The sequence below is a fragment of the Stenotrophomonas sp. STEN031 genome (assembly GCF_056759975.1).
Genome location: NZ_JBRREA010000021.1, coordinates 24,100 through 39,670, shown reverse-complemented (window position 1 = coordinate 39,670; position 15,571 = coordinate 24,100). Strand labels below are relative to the sequence as shown.

At 59.8% G+C, this 15,571-nt stretch carries 12 protein-coding genes and 1 pseudogene; 6 read left to right on the top strand and 7 right to left on the bottom strand.

Translation table 11 applies throughout. The features are described 5' to 3' along the window. Nucleotides 1–44 precede the first annotated feature (44 nt). Nucleotides 45–596, top strand: coding sequence for a nitroreductase family protein (locus ACVOLQ_RS11510; protein WP_481528088.1), 552 nt, complete (start codon nt 45–47; stop codon nt 594–596). On the opposite strand, the gene ACVOLQ_RS11505 is transcribed toward ACVOLQ_RS11510, so the two are convergent. After that, nucleotides 537–1,382, bottom strand: coding sequence for an 8-oxoguanine DNA glycosylase (locus tag ACVOLQ_RS11505; RefSeq protein WP_481528087.1), 846 nt, complete (start codon nt 1,380–1,382; stop codon nt 537–539). The genes ACVOLQ_RS11510 and ACVOLQ_RS11505 overlap by 60 nt on opposite strands. Before the next feature lie 160 nt (nt 1,383–1,542). Between ACVOLQ_RS11505 and ACVOLQ_RS11500 the strand changes: the two genes are divergently transcribed. Beyond that, nucleotides 1,543–1,890 carry a hypothetical protein gene (locus tag ACVOLQ_RS11500; protein WP_481528086.1) on the top strand — a complete coding sequence of 116 codons (348 nt, stop codon included), beginning with the start codon at nt 1,543–1,545 and terminating at the stop codon, nt 1,888–1,890. A gap of 33 nt (nt 1,891–1,923) precedes the next feature. Here the strand turns inward: ACVOLQ_RS11500 and ACVOLQ_RS11495 are convergent, their stop codons facing one another. Then, entirely contained in the window at nt 1,924–2,661 is a 738-nt protein-coding gene (locus tag ACVOLQ_RS11495; protein WP_481528085.1) for an enhanced serine sensitivity protein SseB C-terminal domain-containing protein, read from the bottom strand. A gap of 137 nt (nt 2,662–2,798) precedes the next feature. On the opposite strand from ACVOLQ_RS11495, the pseudogene ACVOLQ_RS11490 reads away from it, so the two are divergent. Both ACVOLQ_RS11490 and ACVOLQ_RS11485 read left to right on the top strand, forming a co-directional pair. Beyond that, a pseudogene (locus tag ACVOLQ_RS11490) lies at nt 2,799–2,975 on the top strand (IS30 family transposase); the annotation flags it as partial. A 12-nt stretch (nt 2,976–2,987) separates the two neighbouring features. Further along, nucleotides 2,988–4,388 (top strand): esterase/lipase family protein, encoded by a 1,401-nt coding sequence (locus tag ACVOLQ_RS11485; RefSeq protein ID WP_481528084.1) that lies wholly within the window; start codon nt 2,988–2,990, stop codon nt 4,386–4,388. 692 nt (nt 4,389–5,080) lie between these two features. On the opposite strand, the gene ACVOLQ_RS11480 is transcribed toward ACVOLQ_RS11485, so the two are convergent. From ACVOLQ_RS11480 to ACVOLQ_RS11465, 4 genes are all read right to left on the bottom strand, one after another. Next, nucleotides 5,081–6,058, bottom strand: a complete 978-nt coding sequence (locus ACVOLQ_RS11480) for a dynamin family protein (protein WP_481528083.1) — start codon at nt 6,056–6,058, stop codon at nt 5,081–5,083. 538 nt (nt 6,059–6,596) lie between these two features. Further along, on the bottom strand, nt 6,597–7,751 hold the full coding sequence (locus tag ACVOLQ_RS11475) for a hypothetical protein (protein WP_481528082.1): 1,155 nt from the start codon (nt 7,749–7,751) through the stop codon (nt 6,597–6,599). 632 nt (nt 7,752–8,383) lie between these two features. Continuing rightward, on the bottom strand, nt 8,384–8,953 hold the full coding sequence (locus tag ACVOLQ_RS11470) for a hypothetical protein (protein ID WP_481528081.1): 570 nt from the start codon (nt 8,951–8,953) through the stop codon (nt 8,384–8,386). Between the two features lie 461 nt (nt 8,954–9,414). Continuing rightward, the gene (locus ACVOLQ_RS11465; protein ID WP_481528080.1) at nt 9,415–11,766 is read right to left on the bottom strand and encodes a hypothetical protein; all 2,352 of its coding nucleotides are present in this window, start codon (nt 11,764–11,766) and stop codon (nt 9,415–9,417) included. A gap of 653 nt (nt 11,767–12,419) precedes the next feature. On the opposite strand from ACVOLQ_RS11465, the gene ACVOLQ_RS11460 reads away from it, so the two are divergent. Continuing rightward, entirely contained in the window at nt 12,420–13,796 is a 1,377-nt protein-coding gene (locus tag ACVOLQ_RS11460; RefSeq protein ID WP_481528079.1) for a hypothetical protein, read from the top strand. Between the two features lie 574 nt (nt 13,797–14,370). Here the strand turns inward: ACVOLQ_RS11460 and ACVOLQ_RS11455 are convergent. Continuing rightward, the gene (locus tag ACVOLQ_RS11455) at nt 14,371–15,003 is read right to left on the bottom strand and encodes an N-acetyltransferase family protein (RefSeq protein ID WP_481528078.1); all 633 of its coding nucleotides are present in this window, start codon (nt 15,001–15,003) and stop codon (nt 14,371–14,373) included. 48 nt (nt 15,004–15,051) lie between these two features. Here ACVOLQ_RS11455 and ACVOLQ_RS11450 point away from each other — a divergent pair, with 48 nt between their 5' ends. Next, nucleotides 15,052–15,522 carry a hypothetical protein gene (locus tag ACVOLQ_RS11450; protein ID WP_481528077.1) on the top strand — a complete coding sequence of 157 codons (471 nt, stop codon included), beginning with the start codon at nt 15,052–15,054 and terminating at the stop codon, nt 15,520–15,522. Nucleotides 15,523–15,571: the final 49 nt, after the last annotated feature.

The window sequence follows — 15,571 nt, the reverse complement described above, 5'->3', positions numbered from 1 at the left end:
CCTTCGTGGCCCTCCCGCAGCCTGCCGAAGGCGGCGGCCCCCCGATGTTTGAGGCGCTGGCGCAGCGGCGCAGTGTCCGGGAGCTCAAGGCCTTGCCGGTCGAATCACTCGGAGCGCTGCTCTGGCACAGCCAGCGCCGTCTCGCGTGGGCCCCGTCTCCCTTGGGGTTCGAGCTCGAGCGTCGGCCCGCACCGTCGGGAGGAGCAATCCATCCCATCCACGTGCTCGCATTTGATCCGCAGACCGGCGCGTGGGGGCGGTACGACGGTGTCCGTCATGGTCTGCACGATCTCGCGGACCAGATGCCGATGCTAGAAGGCCTCGTCGAGCAGGCGCGATCGATCGTGGCTGACCCGGAGGCGACGCTGCTCTGGTTGGTGGCAGAGCCGGGCAAGACGGAAGCCAAGTACGAGAATGCGCAGAGCGTCGTGTGGCGAGACGCTGGGGTGCTCCAGGGCTATCTGGTGGCGGTCGCCGCCGGCTTGGGCCTGGGCACGTGCCTGCTCGGCATGACCGGCCAGGCCTGGGCAGCGCGCTTAGCGGATCAGGGCCAGCTGGCGGGCGTGGGGGTGCTCTGGGTTGGCCGGCGGCCGTGACGGCGCGTGCCGAGCCTTGAAGGCGCTCTCCGGCATCGCAGAGAGGATCTGCGCAACTGAGTTCCGCGACGCCATCATCTCGTACCACATCAACGCATCGAGCTCAGAGGCGCGGACGCCCAGCCCCGCGCTGAACGCCAGGAACTGATCCTCCAGTTCGCGGTAGTGACGCTCGACCGTCAGCTCGGCATCGAAAAACCCGGCAAGCACGCCGGCGCGCAGGATATGGATGTCCAGGATCGCCACATCATCAGCGTCCAGCCAATTGCGGGCGACCCACGATGCGGTCTTGAAACCGATGCCGGGAATCTTGGTGAGCCAGTCGCGCAGGATGCGCCCAGACTGCTGAGGCGCGGCCTCCGCGGCCAAGGTCTCCAGGGCGGCCGACAGGTACCGGGCCTTCTGGCCGGCGAAGCGGTAGCGGATGGAGCGGTCTTCCATCGGCATGGGCTCGGAGAGCCACGCGAGGAGTGTCTCCGCCGGCGGCGGCTGGTCAGCGAAGGCGCCGCGGCGGCGCAGGTGCTCGAAGGCCACAACACCGACTTTGGCAGGTATGCCGTGCCCGCCTAGCAGGCAGGCGCCGACTTCTTCCTTGAGGCTGGTCCCCAGGCGATAGCGGATGGCATTGCGCTCAATGCGGCGAGCCATGACCTGGTAGGCCCAGTAGGCCGGAGTGGGGAAGGCGGCGACGTCGCCCCAACGGACGCCCGGCATCACTTCAGCCTCCGGCTCCGGAAGCTCGATGTTGACGTTCACCGATCCCAGCATCACGCAAGCGCGCTGCATGGCTTCTCCCCACACCTTCCGGCAATTCCGTTGCCTCTCACCGCCCGGCCATCACAACGCGCGGGCGGCGCCAGGACCATCCTCGCATGCCGAATCGAGTCCGGCAGCGGAGGGCTCTTTCGCTCTTGCACAGTCTATTGCAAGTTTGCACAATGTCAACATGAATCGAGACCGTTACCTGCAGCTCATTGCGCGACTTTTGTCAGCCCGAGTCATCACGCAAACCGCCATTGGCGAGGCTTTGGACATCCATCCGTCCCAGGTCAGCCGCATCTGCGCAGGCGACTTCAAGCGGCTGGACGGCAATGCACTGCGGGTATGCAAATATGCACAGCAAGTTGCAGCCAGGACCCAGGCGGGGCGCGGACCCGGCAGGGTGGCCGGGGAGCTGGAGGGAAAGCTCACCCAACTGCTCGTGGCCAGTCCCGATGCCGCATTGGCGGTCGGCGCCCTCATTGATGCTCTGCTGGCGACCTCCCCTGCGGATACCGCCGCGGCTGGCGCCTGAGGCGCGTCGCGCCCTGCATCGGCGCCGCCAGCGCTAGCTCTCGCTTGGGGTCCGCCGATAGAAGGGCGCAGGGTTCAGCGCCAGCTTCCAGTCGGGAACCGGGTTCTCGGGAAGCAAGGCCATTAGGCTCAACGGGACGGTGGTCAACTGGGGCTGGGACTGCAGTTCAGCCAGGATCGCCCGACAGGCGCGGTCTGCCTGGGCCTTGGACGTTGTGACGGCGACCACCCAGTTGGGGTGATCCAGATGGGGCTCAAGCCGCATGTCGACCAGGTAGGCCTCTTCCACGTAGGGAAGCTTGGCCAGGATCTGCCGAAAGGTAGCGAGCAGCGCGTCGGGAACATCCACGGGATGATCCACGGCAATCTTCGGCCCACCCGCGTAGTCGTCAGTCTCCACGACGGCCATTGTCCCGTTCGCGAGGAGCACGCGAACCTCTTCGGGGTAGAGCTTGCACCAGTGGTTGTTGGGATTGAGGATGAGGGTGGCGCCGAGCGAGAGCTCGAAGAGCTGTCGACCACTCAACTCCACGATCCGGACGCGACCACGGCCTGCGGCCTTGGCCTTTCCCATGTCGGAAAAGAAGGGAAGTAACAGCTCTCCGTCCGGGGCATTGAACTGGATGAGCCGAAGACGACCGGTCGTGTCAGCCAACGGCGCGTGGGCAAACACGCGCGCGTCGAGCAGTGCTCGGAAGAACTCCGGCTCCAATCGCTTGTCTGCGATCGATGCCTCGAGCAAACGATTGAGTTGCGACGAAGGAGTGCGCATACGCCGAGCACGAGCAAGCAACTAGGGGCCCATATTTTCGCGCAACCTGTCCAGCTGCGGGAGTGGTCCGCTGCATTACCCAGTCGCACGCACTTGTGACTTCGCGCCTTGATCTTTTCTTTGTGTTCAGTTTCATTCACGACTACGCCAACGGATTGCTGCGGCAGTACCTGCCGCACGGAACGGACCTGTCGGTCCATTCCCAAGCCGCGCTAAACAAGATTGCATTAAGCTCGTATCAGCGTCCCAGGGAAACCTTGGGCTTCAGAACGCCGGCCTATCGGCTGAGCGAGTGTGTTGCGTCGACCGATTGAGACTGCCGTCTGTTGAAAACAACAAAGTCCGTTGGTGTCTATGAAGCCCGGGGCGATTCAGGGATGGCACGGCTTTGCGTCTTCTTGCTGCTTATGCTGGCCGGCTGCAGCCAGACGACGAGGCCCGATTTTGCGCGGCTCTACGCTGATACAGGCAGCCAACAGCCCCCCGTGGTCGTCATACATGGCGTGCTTGGCGCGCGCCTGGCCGATTCCGAAGGCCGCGAGCGCTGGCCGGGTGGCGTGGGTCGGCTAGCCCTGTCGGACTACGACGATCTCGCCCTGCCGATCGACCCGGTAAGCCTGCGGCCGCGCGACGATGGCCTGCGGCCCACCGACATCTTCGAGGGTGCCGCCGGGCTCGATTTCTACGGAGCCCTGCTGCGCACCCTTGAACAGGGTGGCGGTTACCGCCGCGCCAAGGTTGGCGCGCCGCCGCCGGCCGGCCGGCACTACTACGTCTTCACCTACGATTGGCGGCAGGACAACATCGACAGCGTCCGTGCGCTGGATGCGCTGCTTGCGCGGATTCGCGCCGACCACGGCGATCCTGGCCTGCAGGTCGACCTGATCGCACATTCCAACGGCGGATTGATCGCCCGCTACTACGCCCGCTATGGCGCCGTCGACCTGCTGGACGGCAATCAGTTCGTCGTCACGCAGGCCGGAGCCCTGCGGATTCGCAGGATGGTCCTGCTCGGCACGCCGAACTTCGGTTCGGTCGGTGCGCTGCACGGCATGATCGTAGGCCGGAAAGTGGTCTTCGGGAGCATGATGCCCGAAGTCCTCATGACCATGCCGTCGCTCTACCAGCTGTTCCCGCATGCGCTCAACACTTGGCTGATTGGCCACGACGGCCGGCCACTGGACAGGGATCTTTTCGATGTCACGATCTGGCGCCGGTTCGAATGGGCGGTGTTCGACCCCGAGGTGCGCGCGCGCATCCGCAAGCATCATTCCGGGGACGATCCCGAACGGTACCTTGCCACGCTGGAGCGATATCTGGGCCACCACCTCGAGCGCGCGCGCCGCTTTACCTGGGCGCTTTCGGTTCCCGAGCCGACGCCAGGTATTGAACCCATCGTGTTCGGTGGAGACTGCGAACTGACGCCGGCGCGAATGCTGGCCGAAGAAGTGGCGGGAGAAACCGTGCTGCGGCTCGATCCAGGCGAAATAAGGAGGCCGCTGCCTGGCGTTGATTACGACCGGCTGATGCTGGAGCCCGGTGACGGTACGGTCACCAAGGCCTCGCTGCTGGCGCGCGATGTGCTTGACCCGTCCCGTCAGCGCCATGCGTACAGCCACTTCCCCCATGACTACGCGTTTTTCCTCTGCGTCGCCCACGACCAGCTGACCGGCAACACCAGCTTCCAGGACAACCTGCTGCACGCCCTGCTCAGCATCGACCGGTGATCAAGACCCGTGGGGGTCCGGCTACTTCCTGGCGAGCGCCCGGCCAGCAGGATCGCCACGACGACATGCGGCGCGGCCGCAGGCCACCACAGAATCCCGACGGATCCATGCGTGATGCCGACGAAATCCATGTAAACCGCGGCGAGCGCGCTGTAGAGCGTCATTCCCTGCAGCCCTCGCCCGGTGCTGCCGGGCCGGCACGCCGACACGCCCGACCAGGTCGTGCCCAGCGAGACCTCGGCCAGAGGGGACTGCCGGCGGGAAACCACGGGCATCCCTTGCAAGGCGGGAAGCGACGGGGTGCCGCTGTGCCTTTGGCCTGGCCGGCAGGGTTCCTGGATCGGTTCTGGGGCCGGGGCGTGTACCCGAGCGTCCGCTGGCCGCGGTCAGCCTCGAACCGCTGGGTGGGCGGGCATTCGCAGGGACTTCTGGTTGGTCGCACTCACTTCTGAATCTGTCAGCTGCTTCCAAGTCGCGGAAGTCCGGCTCTACGCCGGTGAAGCTCACATTGAAGGTGTCGTATCCGTTGAACATGGTCTTCAGGTCTTGGAACAGCTGGTCCACCCAAAGCTGCATGCGCAGCCTAGTGCAGCGGTGTAGGCGCGCACCGTCTGTCAGCTCCACCCCATCAATCAGGAAGGTGGTTTCAACAGTGAAAGGATTGTGGATGATGTCTACTTGGGTCATGGCACTCACGGGTGGGCAAGGCAGTGGTGAATGATGTCTTCCATCGCGCTGATACCGCTGGCAATGACCGAAGCGGCAAGCAGGGAACGGGGAAGTTGCCGAAGTGGCGGGCTTTCATGAAAGGCGTTCCAGTGCGGAGCCTGCACCTGCTGCAGCAGACGCGAACGCGCGCGCTCCGGCACGTGGGCAGCGGCCGCCAGGGCCTGTGCACTCGCCGGGAGTAGCGGCACCATAGTCTGGTAGTGCATGGACTGGCGCGCAGACACGGCAGCGCCAGCCATCTTCATCCGTGCCACTAGCCCAACCCGCGCCATGGTGGGTACCACCCAGGGGGCATCAAACCCCAACCGTGACAGCCGCTGTCGGGCATTGTGAACTACGGTTTCCAGCGGCCCATCACTGTTGGGGTCCACTTCATCAACCTTGTTAAGGAGGAACAACAACCTGCCCTGGGGGCGTGAAGCGGAAATGGCGTGGACGTGCTGTAGAAGCGCATGCTCGTCGGTAGTCCCCGGTGCGGTGGCGTCCAGCACGAAGCAGAGCAGTCGCCATGGCACGGTGGCTAGGGCTCCAGTCGCAAGGTGCCAGTGCTCGCTGTCCAGGCTGTTATTGGCCCCGGGAAGGTCGTGCAGATCCAGCTTGCCGCGAGCACCGGCTACATACCCAAGATTGCCGGATACATGGATGCGTGCCACCTGGGCGTGCGCATTCCATCGCCGGTAAAGCGCGGCATTCATGCCACGATGGAAGTCGACCAGTGCGCCATTGCGGCTGTAACTACCGCAGACCACGCGAGGTGCGTGGGGCCGGTGACGAAGAACGGTGTGGCTGGCCGTAGCCGGCTCATTGCTTGAGTGCAGTAGCTCACGCCCAAGTAGTGCATTGAGCACCGTTGTCTTGCCTGCACTGACCGTACCGGCTACCGCTAGCGTGAACACATCACCCGCTGGTACCCCAGCGTTTGCAGCTGTTTTGTTACGCATGCGCACAACACATCCTTGTTGATTGTCCGACCCAGCGGCACAACACGGGCCTTAGCTCGGTTCCCGCTGGTTGTATTATCGGCCAAAAAAGTGGAAACCTTTAGAAGGTCGCCCGGGCATTTGCTACATCCTTGCAACCCTCTGTCTCTCTGGAAGAGATTGCGGAGCGGCTCTGCCTTAGAAGTCGAAGCCGTCAAATGCCTCCAGTCACGTCAATTCGGCCCGGTGCTTCAGCTCTATCAGTCGCAACAACCACCAGCGTGATAACAGTTCTTACGAGTTCGAGGTAGTGCACAACTGTCGCCGAAGGTTGATCAAGGAAGCGCGGGTTTGATCTTCGTGGGCTTTCCGGAGGCATTGCTCCGGATCAGGTCTTGACGTGAAGATGGCGCTGGACCGCTTCACAGCAGAACAGGGGTGCCCTGCGCTGATTGGCGGTCTCAATAGTTCTCTTTGGCAAGGCCTTCGCATAGCGAACCTCTATGCGAAGGGTTGGACGAGCCCCCTTTTGCTGGAGCCCGCCCATAAACCCATTTGATCAGGTTGATTCGCAGCGCTCTTCGATTACCGCGAAAAGTTGAGCAGCCTCTTCTTCTGCGCGCCTATTTTCCGTTCCTGAGATGGGTGCCAATCTGATTCCGTCAAAACCCCCGACATACATTGGCCCGCCGACATCATCGTCATAAGGTGTTCCGTCATCGTTGATTGCTTCATGTCTGTCTTGGCTCAGGTCCTGATCTAGCATCCGTGATAGGTGCATCCAGACCCAAGCACGGAAGGGGGACTCTTCCCGGTGTTCGATAAGCGTGCGCATGGCAGATACATTGCCGTCGCGTGCGAGAACAGTTAACCATTGATAGGCCAGTTCGGGTCGACCGTGCGTATCGGCCAAGTCAACCATGGCGTACGGATCCATTTCATCCGATGGCTCAAGTTCGAGCGCACCAGGATCGCCGTAACGTTCTGCGGTGAGCAGCAACGCATGTCTAACCCCGCCCCTTGCCGCGGCCAGAAGGTGGTACCGATGTTTGGCCACAACCTGAACAAATCTGTCTGTGCCTGCGGCGATTTCGGCGAAGCGCACTGGCTCGACCGACCACTGGCCATGCCTACGCAGTTCGCGACCGAAGCGGCGGTCATCCTCCTCTGGCAGCCGTCCATATGCCTCAAGTATGTAGGCGGTCGCTAGATGTGCAGCACCTATGCCGCGTGAGGTGGCCGCCTCCAATCCCCTTAGCAGCAAGGGAAGCTCGCTTAGCAATGCATCAAAGCCTTGCGACATGCGATGGACCAAGTCGGTCGACACCCATCTGGCGACGACCGCCGAACCTGGCTTGTCAGTATCCAGCCAGTCGTCTTCTTCGCTCGCAAGCGCATCAATCAGCTCCTCGAAGCGAATCGGCGCATAGCCGGATGTATCGAGGAAGCTAGTCAAGCCCTGGGCTGTGCGCTCCGCCTCATCGGGTGACATGCCAAAGTCCAGACATCGCTGGATGATCCGGTCCTTATGCGGCGTGAGACCGGTGTCGCGCCAGTCCACATCGCACCAGACGGCTTGGTGAAGGAAGGCTGCATGGGTAGCAAATCCGGCGGCTGCCGCCAACAGCTCATGGACCTGGCTGCGGGTGAGTGAGGCAAAAGCCTGCGCCCGAAGGTGTCCATGGAGGTGAAACGCATATTGCTTTATGGTCATGACTCGTCCTCGATGGCCAAGCCGATCCGGGTCAGGCGCACACGTTTAAGTCCCCGGCAGCTGGCCAGAAGAAGAATCGATCAGGGGATACGGCCGGTTTTTGCTCGTGTGCAAGCAAGGCGGGCGCCGTGGGTAGTGTATGCCCTCTGCTACCAGGATTCCAAGTGCGCTGAAACTGCGTGCAATCGTTCACAGCGTCATCGTTCCTGTTATGGCGGACCGCGGGACAGTACCGGTCATAAAGACCCGATTCTGAACGAAAGCGAGATTTGCATGAGGCTGCGTCCAGTTGTGACCGATCAACCTCTCTCCGCCGACTAGCCGACAACGCTTTCGGGCGGTTTGGAGTCCCCTCAGAGCTGAGACTCCGCAAGGGCAGGCGGCAAACGAGGGAGTCTTCATCCATCGCGTACCGGAGTGTCTGCAGATATCCGAGGGCGTCGGCAGCGGCGCGGTTGAGGTAGTTGAGTTCTAGCAATTCATTCAAGCCGAAGCCGCTTCGCCGGTCGGCTTAGGACGTCCGTTATTGGCCGTCAACGACTGGGAGCGAACGATCCGAGGCGGACCTCGGATCGTTCGATACGCAGGCGGTGACCAAGAGCCTGACTGGGGTCAACGCGGTCTACTAGGCGCTATTGCCGACTCTCCAACTTCCTGCTTTCTATCGCCGCGCTCCAGTCGACTTGTTTCGGAACCCCTGAAGGACAATAGAGACCCTGCACTGAACTGCCAAAATAGTAGTGACAGAGCTCATTCATTAGTTCGATGAATTCATCCACCTGATAAGTGGCTGAAATTCTGTGCTCTTTTACAGCCTCTTTTGGCCATTTCTTCTTCTGAATTTGAAGGCAGAAGTCCAAAAATTCGGCTGCACTATTGAGCCTGCTGAGCCGGATGAAGTAAGGCGAAAATTCTCCTTCAAAGCACACGACTTGGGAGTCGGGATAGAAAAACCAGTCGCCTTTCATCGCCGTTGGACTGCCAAACTCTTTGGGCAATGGAGTTCCGCCGTCTTGCCGACGTGAAATAACCTTCTCTGACGCCCGTACCGCCTCCTCATAACTGGAGACTCCCAAGAACGCGTGAGAACAGAGGTTCAGAAGTTCCGTGTGTGTGAGGTTGCCGCCGGGCAGGCTTTTTCCTAGACGGCGCGCGGCGATCTTGATCTGTTCGATTGCTCGCGGAGTGACTTCAGTTGCCATTTCCATTTCCTCGAAAAATTGATGAAGCCGTCGCCCGCAAACAGCAACTTTCCGAAGGTATGGAATGCAAACCTCTAACGAAATTCCGTAGTGCACTAGGCTTCGCCGATGCGGGCGGCACGTCTCTACCAACGTTGTAGAGATCGTGCATCAAGTTCGACAGTGGCGTCAAGCCAGTGCTCGTTTTACCTCTTGAGTCGGCGCGCACTCCCTCAGCACCGACGGCACATTAGCCATGCTCATTGGCTTCTCCCGCGACTCCGCCCCCAATGACTGAGTGGACTCCCGCGAGGGGCGCAGTTGCATTGCGACCGCTTCTGGCCGCAGGGCGTCATGCGACTCAAAGCGGACCTCCCTTCGGGGAGGTTAGAGCTATATGGGCTTGGAACCTTTGCACTGGTAGAGAGATTGGAAGCGACCGGGCAGGTAGCACCTAGATAAGCTGAGCTTAGCCATACAGACTACCGGCGCCACCGTGGTCCCTGGTTGAGCTTAGTGGCCGAGCGTAGGTGCAGCCGTTCATCCTGGCGCTCACAGATGGCGAACCGTATGTCGGTACATGTACTGCATCTATTGCAGATGAGTCGCCCGCAAGCGCAGGTCTCCTTCGCGCCAAATACCAGCGGGCGGTTTCCACACTCGATGCCATTCTCGAGGCGGCCGCAGCAGTGCGCCAGCAGCGTCTTACGCTGACCATCCGGGAATGTACCGACCAAGACGCCGTTGTTGGAGAGCGTGATGTCCGACAGCGTCAAGAACTGGCCCTGGGACAAATGCATTTCGAGTACAGCCAGCGACTCTATGAGGTCTGAAAGCGTGTTTGCCGGATCGACAAGTCCACTTCCGGCAATTGCCGATGGAGTGTTCACTGACCCCGCCGAGGTCCGGAAAATTTGTGGGATATCATCGGTGTCGAACTCACGGAAGTAGTATGAGCGGGCTCTGATATCCGCAGCTGCCTGCGCAGCATCACTGATTGAGTGTGCATGCCATTGGAACAGCCGCAGTAGACTCCGACTGTCCGCCAAAGCGCTCCTAGTGCGCCAGCTCGCCCAAAGGTGCAGGATGAAGAGGTGAAGCCACGGGAGGCGTGGAACGCAGGCTTCCGGCCGGGCCGACTGCTCCTCGGATAGGGAGGTGCGCAGTTGTTCCAGAAAGTCGCGCTGTTGTGGATTGAACTGTTCCACGTTGGGCGCCGCAAGGTCCCAGAAGCTAAAGAACACCGGCGGCAGCGCAGCGAGACAGCGCCGGCCGAGCACTGTGGCATTAAGCGAACCAACAGCCTCCTTAAGCACTGTCATGGACTGATTGCGCGTCTGGTATTGAGCGTGTGGGTAGTCCCACGCCCATGCTGGTAGCTCTATCAGCTTCGACACGGGGTTCATCCGTAGCGCAAATATCGAGTTAAATCTTCGTGCCAATGACTTGATCTCGGTGGCCGTGGTTACGCCTAGTACCCGCATGTCCTCGCCCCCCTTGCAGGTCAGACTGCCGAGGTTAAAACGTGTGTGTGGGCTGCTAACGCCGCAAAGCGTGACCTTGTTTCCAGCAGCGTCCGCCTTGAAAGCCTTGACCTTCCAGCGACTTGATTGCATACCACCATGGATGGTCCGCCGGAGGTTCTTGACGTCAATGCCGTGGTGCCCATTGATCCGAAGATCCATTTGCTGCCAATCGCCGCTGTCTGCACTCAATTGCTCACTAGCAATGTCTTCAACCGACAATCCGAGCTGCATAAGGTACGCGCCGGCGCATTTTTCAGCCGCCCGTGCAGTCCACATCTGGGCACGGACCGCATCTATCCTCTCCCTGCTGTTCTCACCTTCCAGTCGCGGAGCCCATAGCTCCGCGAGCCGGCGGTCACGCTCGTTCAATGCCGCCAGCTGTTCACCTGCGCTCATGCGCCCGACGTACACAGAACGAGCTGTTGCTTCCTCAAGCGCTGCTATCGCGTTCAGCACATCGGTCGCACCTTTCGAATCCCAGCGCTTGAGCGCGAGCTTGGCCAGCATCCAGTTGGCCTGTCCCCATCCGCTCCACTCCCGCCAGCTGGTGTCGAGGGTAAGACTGTCATCCATGGCCTTTCCCAAGACGCGCCACCAGCCGGCGACTGTTGCGGAACTAGTGGATTTACCGATCAGAGCGTTGTGGTCTATCGCCATTCGAGCCCATGTTGCTGCCTGCAGGGCGGTGAGCTTGCTGCTCGCGGCGTACGCAACCTCGAGCACATCGCTGCGCTGCGTGGGCAATGCATCCCACAGCTGCTCCAACCATGTCGAGGGACAGTGCCTTTCGGTGGTGCGGTAGACCTCTCGTTGCAATGCACTCAGGGCCCGCGCCGGCTCTGCCGAAATGTGATGCGGGAACGCTCTCAGCCAGGCGGCAGGTGGGCACAGCTCTATGGCGTCGAGTAGGGACGACGAGCACCACGCATCATCCGGCAGCGCTAGGGCAATCGGGACAAGCTGGCGATCGATTGCCGGATCAATTCCCCATAGTAACTGCAGTAAGGGTGCCGACACTGCAGCCGCTTCCGCCGCTCCAAGCTGGCGAGCCAAGTGGCTACGCGCGAGATCTCTGGTTCTGGGGGCGGCAAGATCGAGCCGCATAGCATGGGTCGCATGCCACCTGCCGTCGGCTTGTTGTACTGTGCGCATTTGGATGAGCAGCCCACTAGATTGGGATGATGAGATGCCAAGGTGCGCGATCCGAGTTTCGTTCAGGAACACATCGCGTGTCCTGTCACCTGTGAGGCTCGAGGCAAAGCCAAAGCCTCTGGGGGTAATCACTCGCAGAATACCTATATCGTCCAACTTGGCGTTGCTGCTTCCTTTCGTAGTATCCGCTGAGCTGGTGTGCATGCTTGATTACGCCCTGAGTGCCTAAGCGTAATTCTACGGTGCGTCCGACGGGAATCACGATCTGGAGTTTCCGGTATTTCCTAGACGAGCATGTGCAGATTTTCGTGCAGTCGGATTTTTGAATTGCACTCGTTCTTGTCGGCGGCCAGTGGTCGGGAGCATGGCAGCTCTTGGCCGCTGGGCGTTATGCTGCCCATATTGGCCGTTCGTGTTTCGGTGGGCAATGCCTTCTGCACCGTGATTGCCGTCGTCCGGACTCGAGTATCGAACGCGTGTTATCGGCCAAGAGCGGTTGCTGGCATGTGACCGCTTTGGCATGTGCCAAAGCGCTAACCGGGAGTTTGTGTATCCTGACGTTGTGGACAAATGCACCGGTCAGCAGCTCGCATGGGACTGACAGCGAGGTCGTTCTCTTTCATCTTTCCTGCCCCCAGATTTCAGACTCATCGCTACGCTGGGCACAGCCGCCGGAGCTGGTAAGTGTTTGCGAAGACAACTAGGAATTCGCGCCATGGCTCCAGATTCAGCTGCTGAGGTATGCTAAGCGTCGGAACAAATTCCTATTCGACAAGTTCGGTCTGCATAAGCACTAACAGCACAACACGATGGCTCATCTTACAGATCAAGAGGAATTGCTCGCGACGATTCCTGGTAGCGAAATTCGAGACTACATGCGCGAAGCCATGAATTGCTATATGGCAGGTGCCTACAGAGGTACCGTGGTGCTGAGCTACATTGCCTTGTTCGACGACCTCCTTTTCAAGCTGGGCGAACTGGCAAACGTGAACTCGGCAGCAAAGGCTATCTATACCGAGGCGTTGAAGAAGAAGGGCGACCAAGACGTCTATGAGAGCTATCTAATTGATCAGCTGACGTCAAAGAGCCTTATCACAGGGCTCGACGGATCGTTTCTGAACACATTGCGAACGCTACGCAATAAGTCGGCACATCCGTCCGGACATAAGCCATCGGCGGAGGAGGCGCGTTTCATCTTTTACGAGACCGTCAGTCGCTTTCTTGCTAAATCGCTGCTTTCTACGACGCACCTTGTCGATCAGCTGATCGATAGGCTGAAGAACAGCAACTTTTTCCCAAGCAAGGCGGTCACAGAAATTGCTTCTGTGGTCTCTGATGAGACGACTAGCCTTCACGATGAAGCGATTCCGCAGCTTATAGCGAAGCTTTGCGTAGCGGTCAAATCTGCTGACACGACAATAAAGACCAATGCAAGCTACTTTCTGATCGGTCTTGCCAAACTAGACAAACCGCACATCACAACGGCGCTCCAGTCGAAGCTGATTGCGACGAAGGCTGATGACAATGCTTTTGCTGGTCTGATCACCCAGACGATATCGGCCAATGGAAAGCTTGCGGCGGGATTGAATTCAACCACCTTGATTCGAGTCCGAGCTGTCATCGCGCAGAAAATCGAAGAGACTACTGGCGCGGTTTCAGAGTCAAAGCTTATTCATCCGACTTCAGCATTGAGTTCCATCGCTGCCGCCCTTCCAATTGCTGACTTGTTGCCCACGTATCAGCCAGAGTTCGAGGCCCTATTCGAAAAACGGGCGCATTCAACGTTTGTAGTCAAGCTGGTCAAAGACAATCCGGAATTGCTGCAACTCTACTTTCCACATGCAATAGCCAGGGCGGGCTCTTCAACGTTCGACATCTCCAGGTCATTTGCGAGCGCGATTGAATCCTTGGACGTCCCGCTCGGTGAGCTTCTGACCGACATGCAGGCGTTCCAGATCATAGTGGCCGTGGTCCGTGCTGCCGACAACGGCACTTGGGCAGCCACTGGCGTCGCGAACTCCAAGTTCTCCGACGCGCCCATGCTGCGCTCGAAGGCCCTGAAATACGTCTGCGCATCGAAGAGTGAAGCTGAGACCTATGCAAAAAATGAGCTCTACAAGTCGATTGGCGCTGAGCAGTTTGTCGCCGACTACTTGAGTCCAGATGATTCTGGGTCGTCGTCCTAGGAGACTGGAGTCGGTCGATAACCGCCAGCCGCCCAGTCGCCACCTAAGTCTGCATTCAGTCTGGAACTGCCGGTCGCGGCCACACCTTGGACGACAGCTCGTGGCCGGTAAGCGCCAGTCCGATGGAGCCGGGACAGGCGCACTTGGCTTCTTTGATGGAGGGCGACAAATCTTTGTGAAGAAAGGATTCGAGTGACACAAAGGTCTGCGCGCGCTCCCGTCCCAGTTCGGGGGGAGAAGGGAGCCGAAAGCCTGAGCCTTTCTCACCTTTTTAAAAATGCGTTCCCAAGCGGATCAGCCGTACCTCCGTCCGACTGAGTCCAAGAACATCCGATTAAAGAGGGGGTATAAGCGGGGGTATTTTTTTACTCAATTTCAATATTTAATCAGTAAAAACATATGGTTGTATCGACTATTTGGATCAGATAAGCATCGCCTGATCCCATGGGGTCCAGGCACGTCCGGAATTCATGAAAAAGCCCGCAGAGATGCGGGCTTTTGTGCGTACGGGCCCAGGCATTTCGTCAGCGCCGTTCAGCGCCGAACTGCGGATTTGCAGCGCAGGCGTCCCTGACTACCTCCTGTGCTTTTCAAACCGGACATCACCTTCCGGCAAGTCCGCTACGTGCTGCCAGCCCAGGGCTCTATAGAAACCGCTGGCGCGACTGGCTTCAGCTGTTTCCAGCCAGATCGTCTGGTGGTGCTGGAACAGGAACTCCTCCGCCTTGTTCATCAGGCTACGGCCCAGGCCCAGCCCCTCGAACTCCGGCAGGACGAAGGCGGCAAACACGCAAGCGTCTACGACATCCGCCATCGAGAAGCCAACCGGTACGCCATCTACCTCGGCGACCCAGGCGCATGGAGCCTCCAGAATCGCCTGTTGAATCGCCTGATGGGTAATTCCCACCTCGGCAAGTTGGTCAAGCGACAGATGATTCTTTTGAACGCTGGTACGGATGTGGAAAATGGCGTCGATGTCGGCCGGGGTGGCCAGCCTTATTGCTCTTCCCTTCACGAACTGCTCCTTCAACTTCGGCGGACATGATGCAACGCTTCTTGCATGCCCGGCCAATGATCCGTGTCCCAACCTCCAACGCAGGAACTGATCGATCCAGCGCACGCCGAATTGTGGCTGGTCGGCAGGCGGTCGCGTCATACCTTTGCCTGGCTTGGGGCGGTACGTGGCAAACTTGGCACTGGTGGTCAAGAGCGCACTTGTTGCGCGCCTGCCTCGGGAGGAGTGGCGTTGAGAGACTTGTCCGTCGAGGAACAGATAGCCAGGTTTCGGCGTGGACTGGCGAATGGAATCATTGCTCGTTTCCACTATTGGTTGTTGGCCATCGCCGTGCTGTGTGCGATTGCCGCGCTGCTGCTCTGGCATCCACTGCCACTGCTGTTCACAGTCTTCTTCTGCGTCGTCGCGCTGTCTGATCGCGGCGCGGGTCGTAACATTGCCGCCGCGGTCACTGCCTACGATATGGGCACGCCGACGCCCTGCGAGGTGGTCATTGAGCTGCGGGAATGGAGCGACGTGGTGACCTGCCACGCCAAGATCATGCAGGGCGAAGCGGTTGCCTGGATCTTTAAGTTCGTTCCGCAGGGCTGGCGTCCGCTTGCAGGCCGATATGCCGGTAGGGTTTGGAGCATGGACAGCAGTGGTGCGCCGCTGCTCGCGACCATTGACGGCGGTGTGCTTATCCCGCGACGCGATCCCGTACGTCCTTGAGTGCTCTCCAACTCACGAGATGACGGCGACGTATTGGAACGTATCCGTC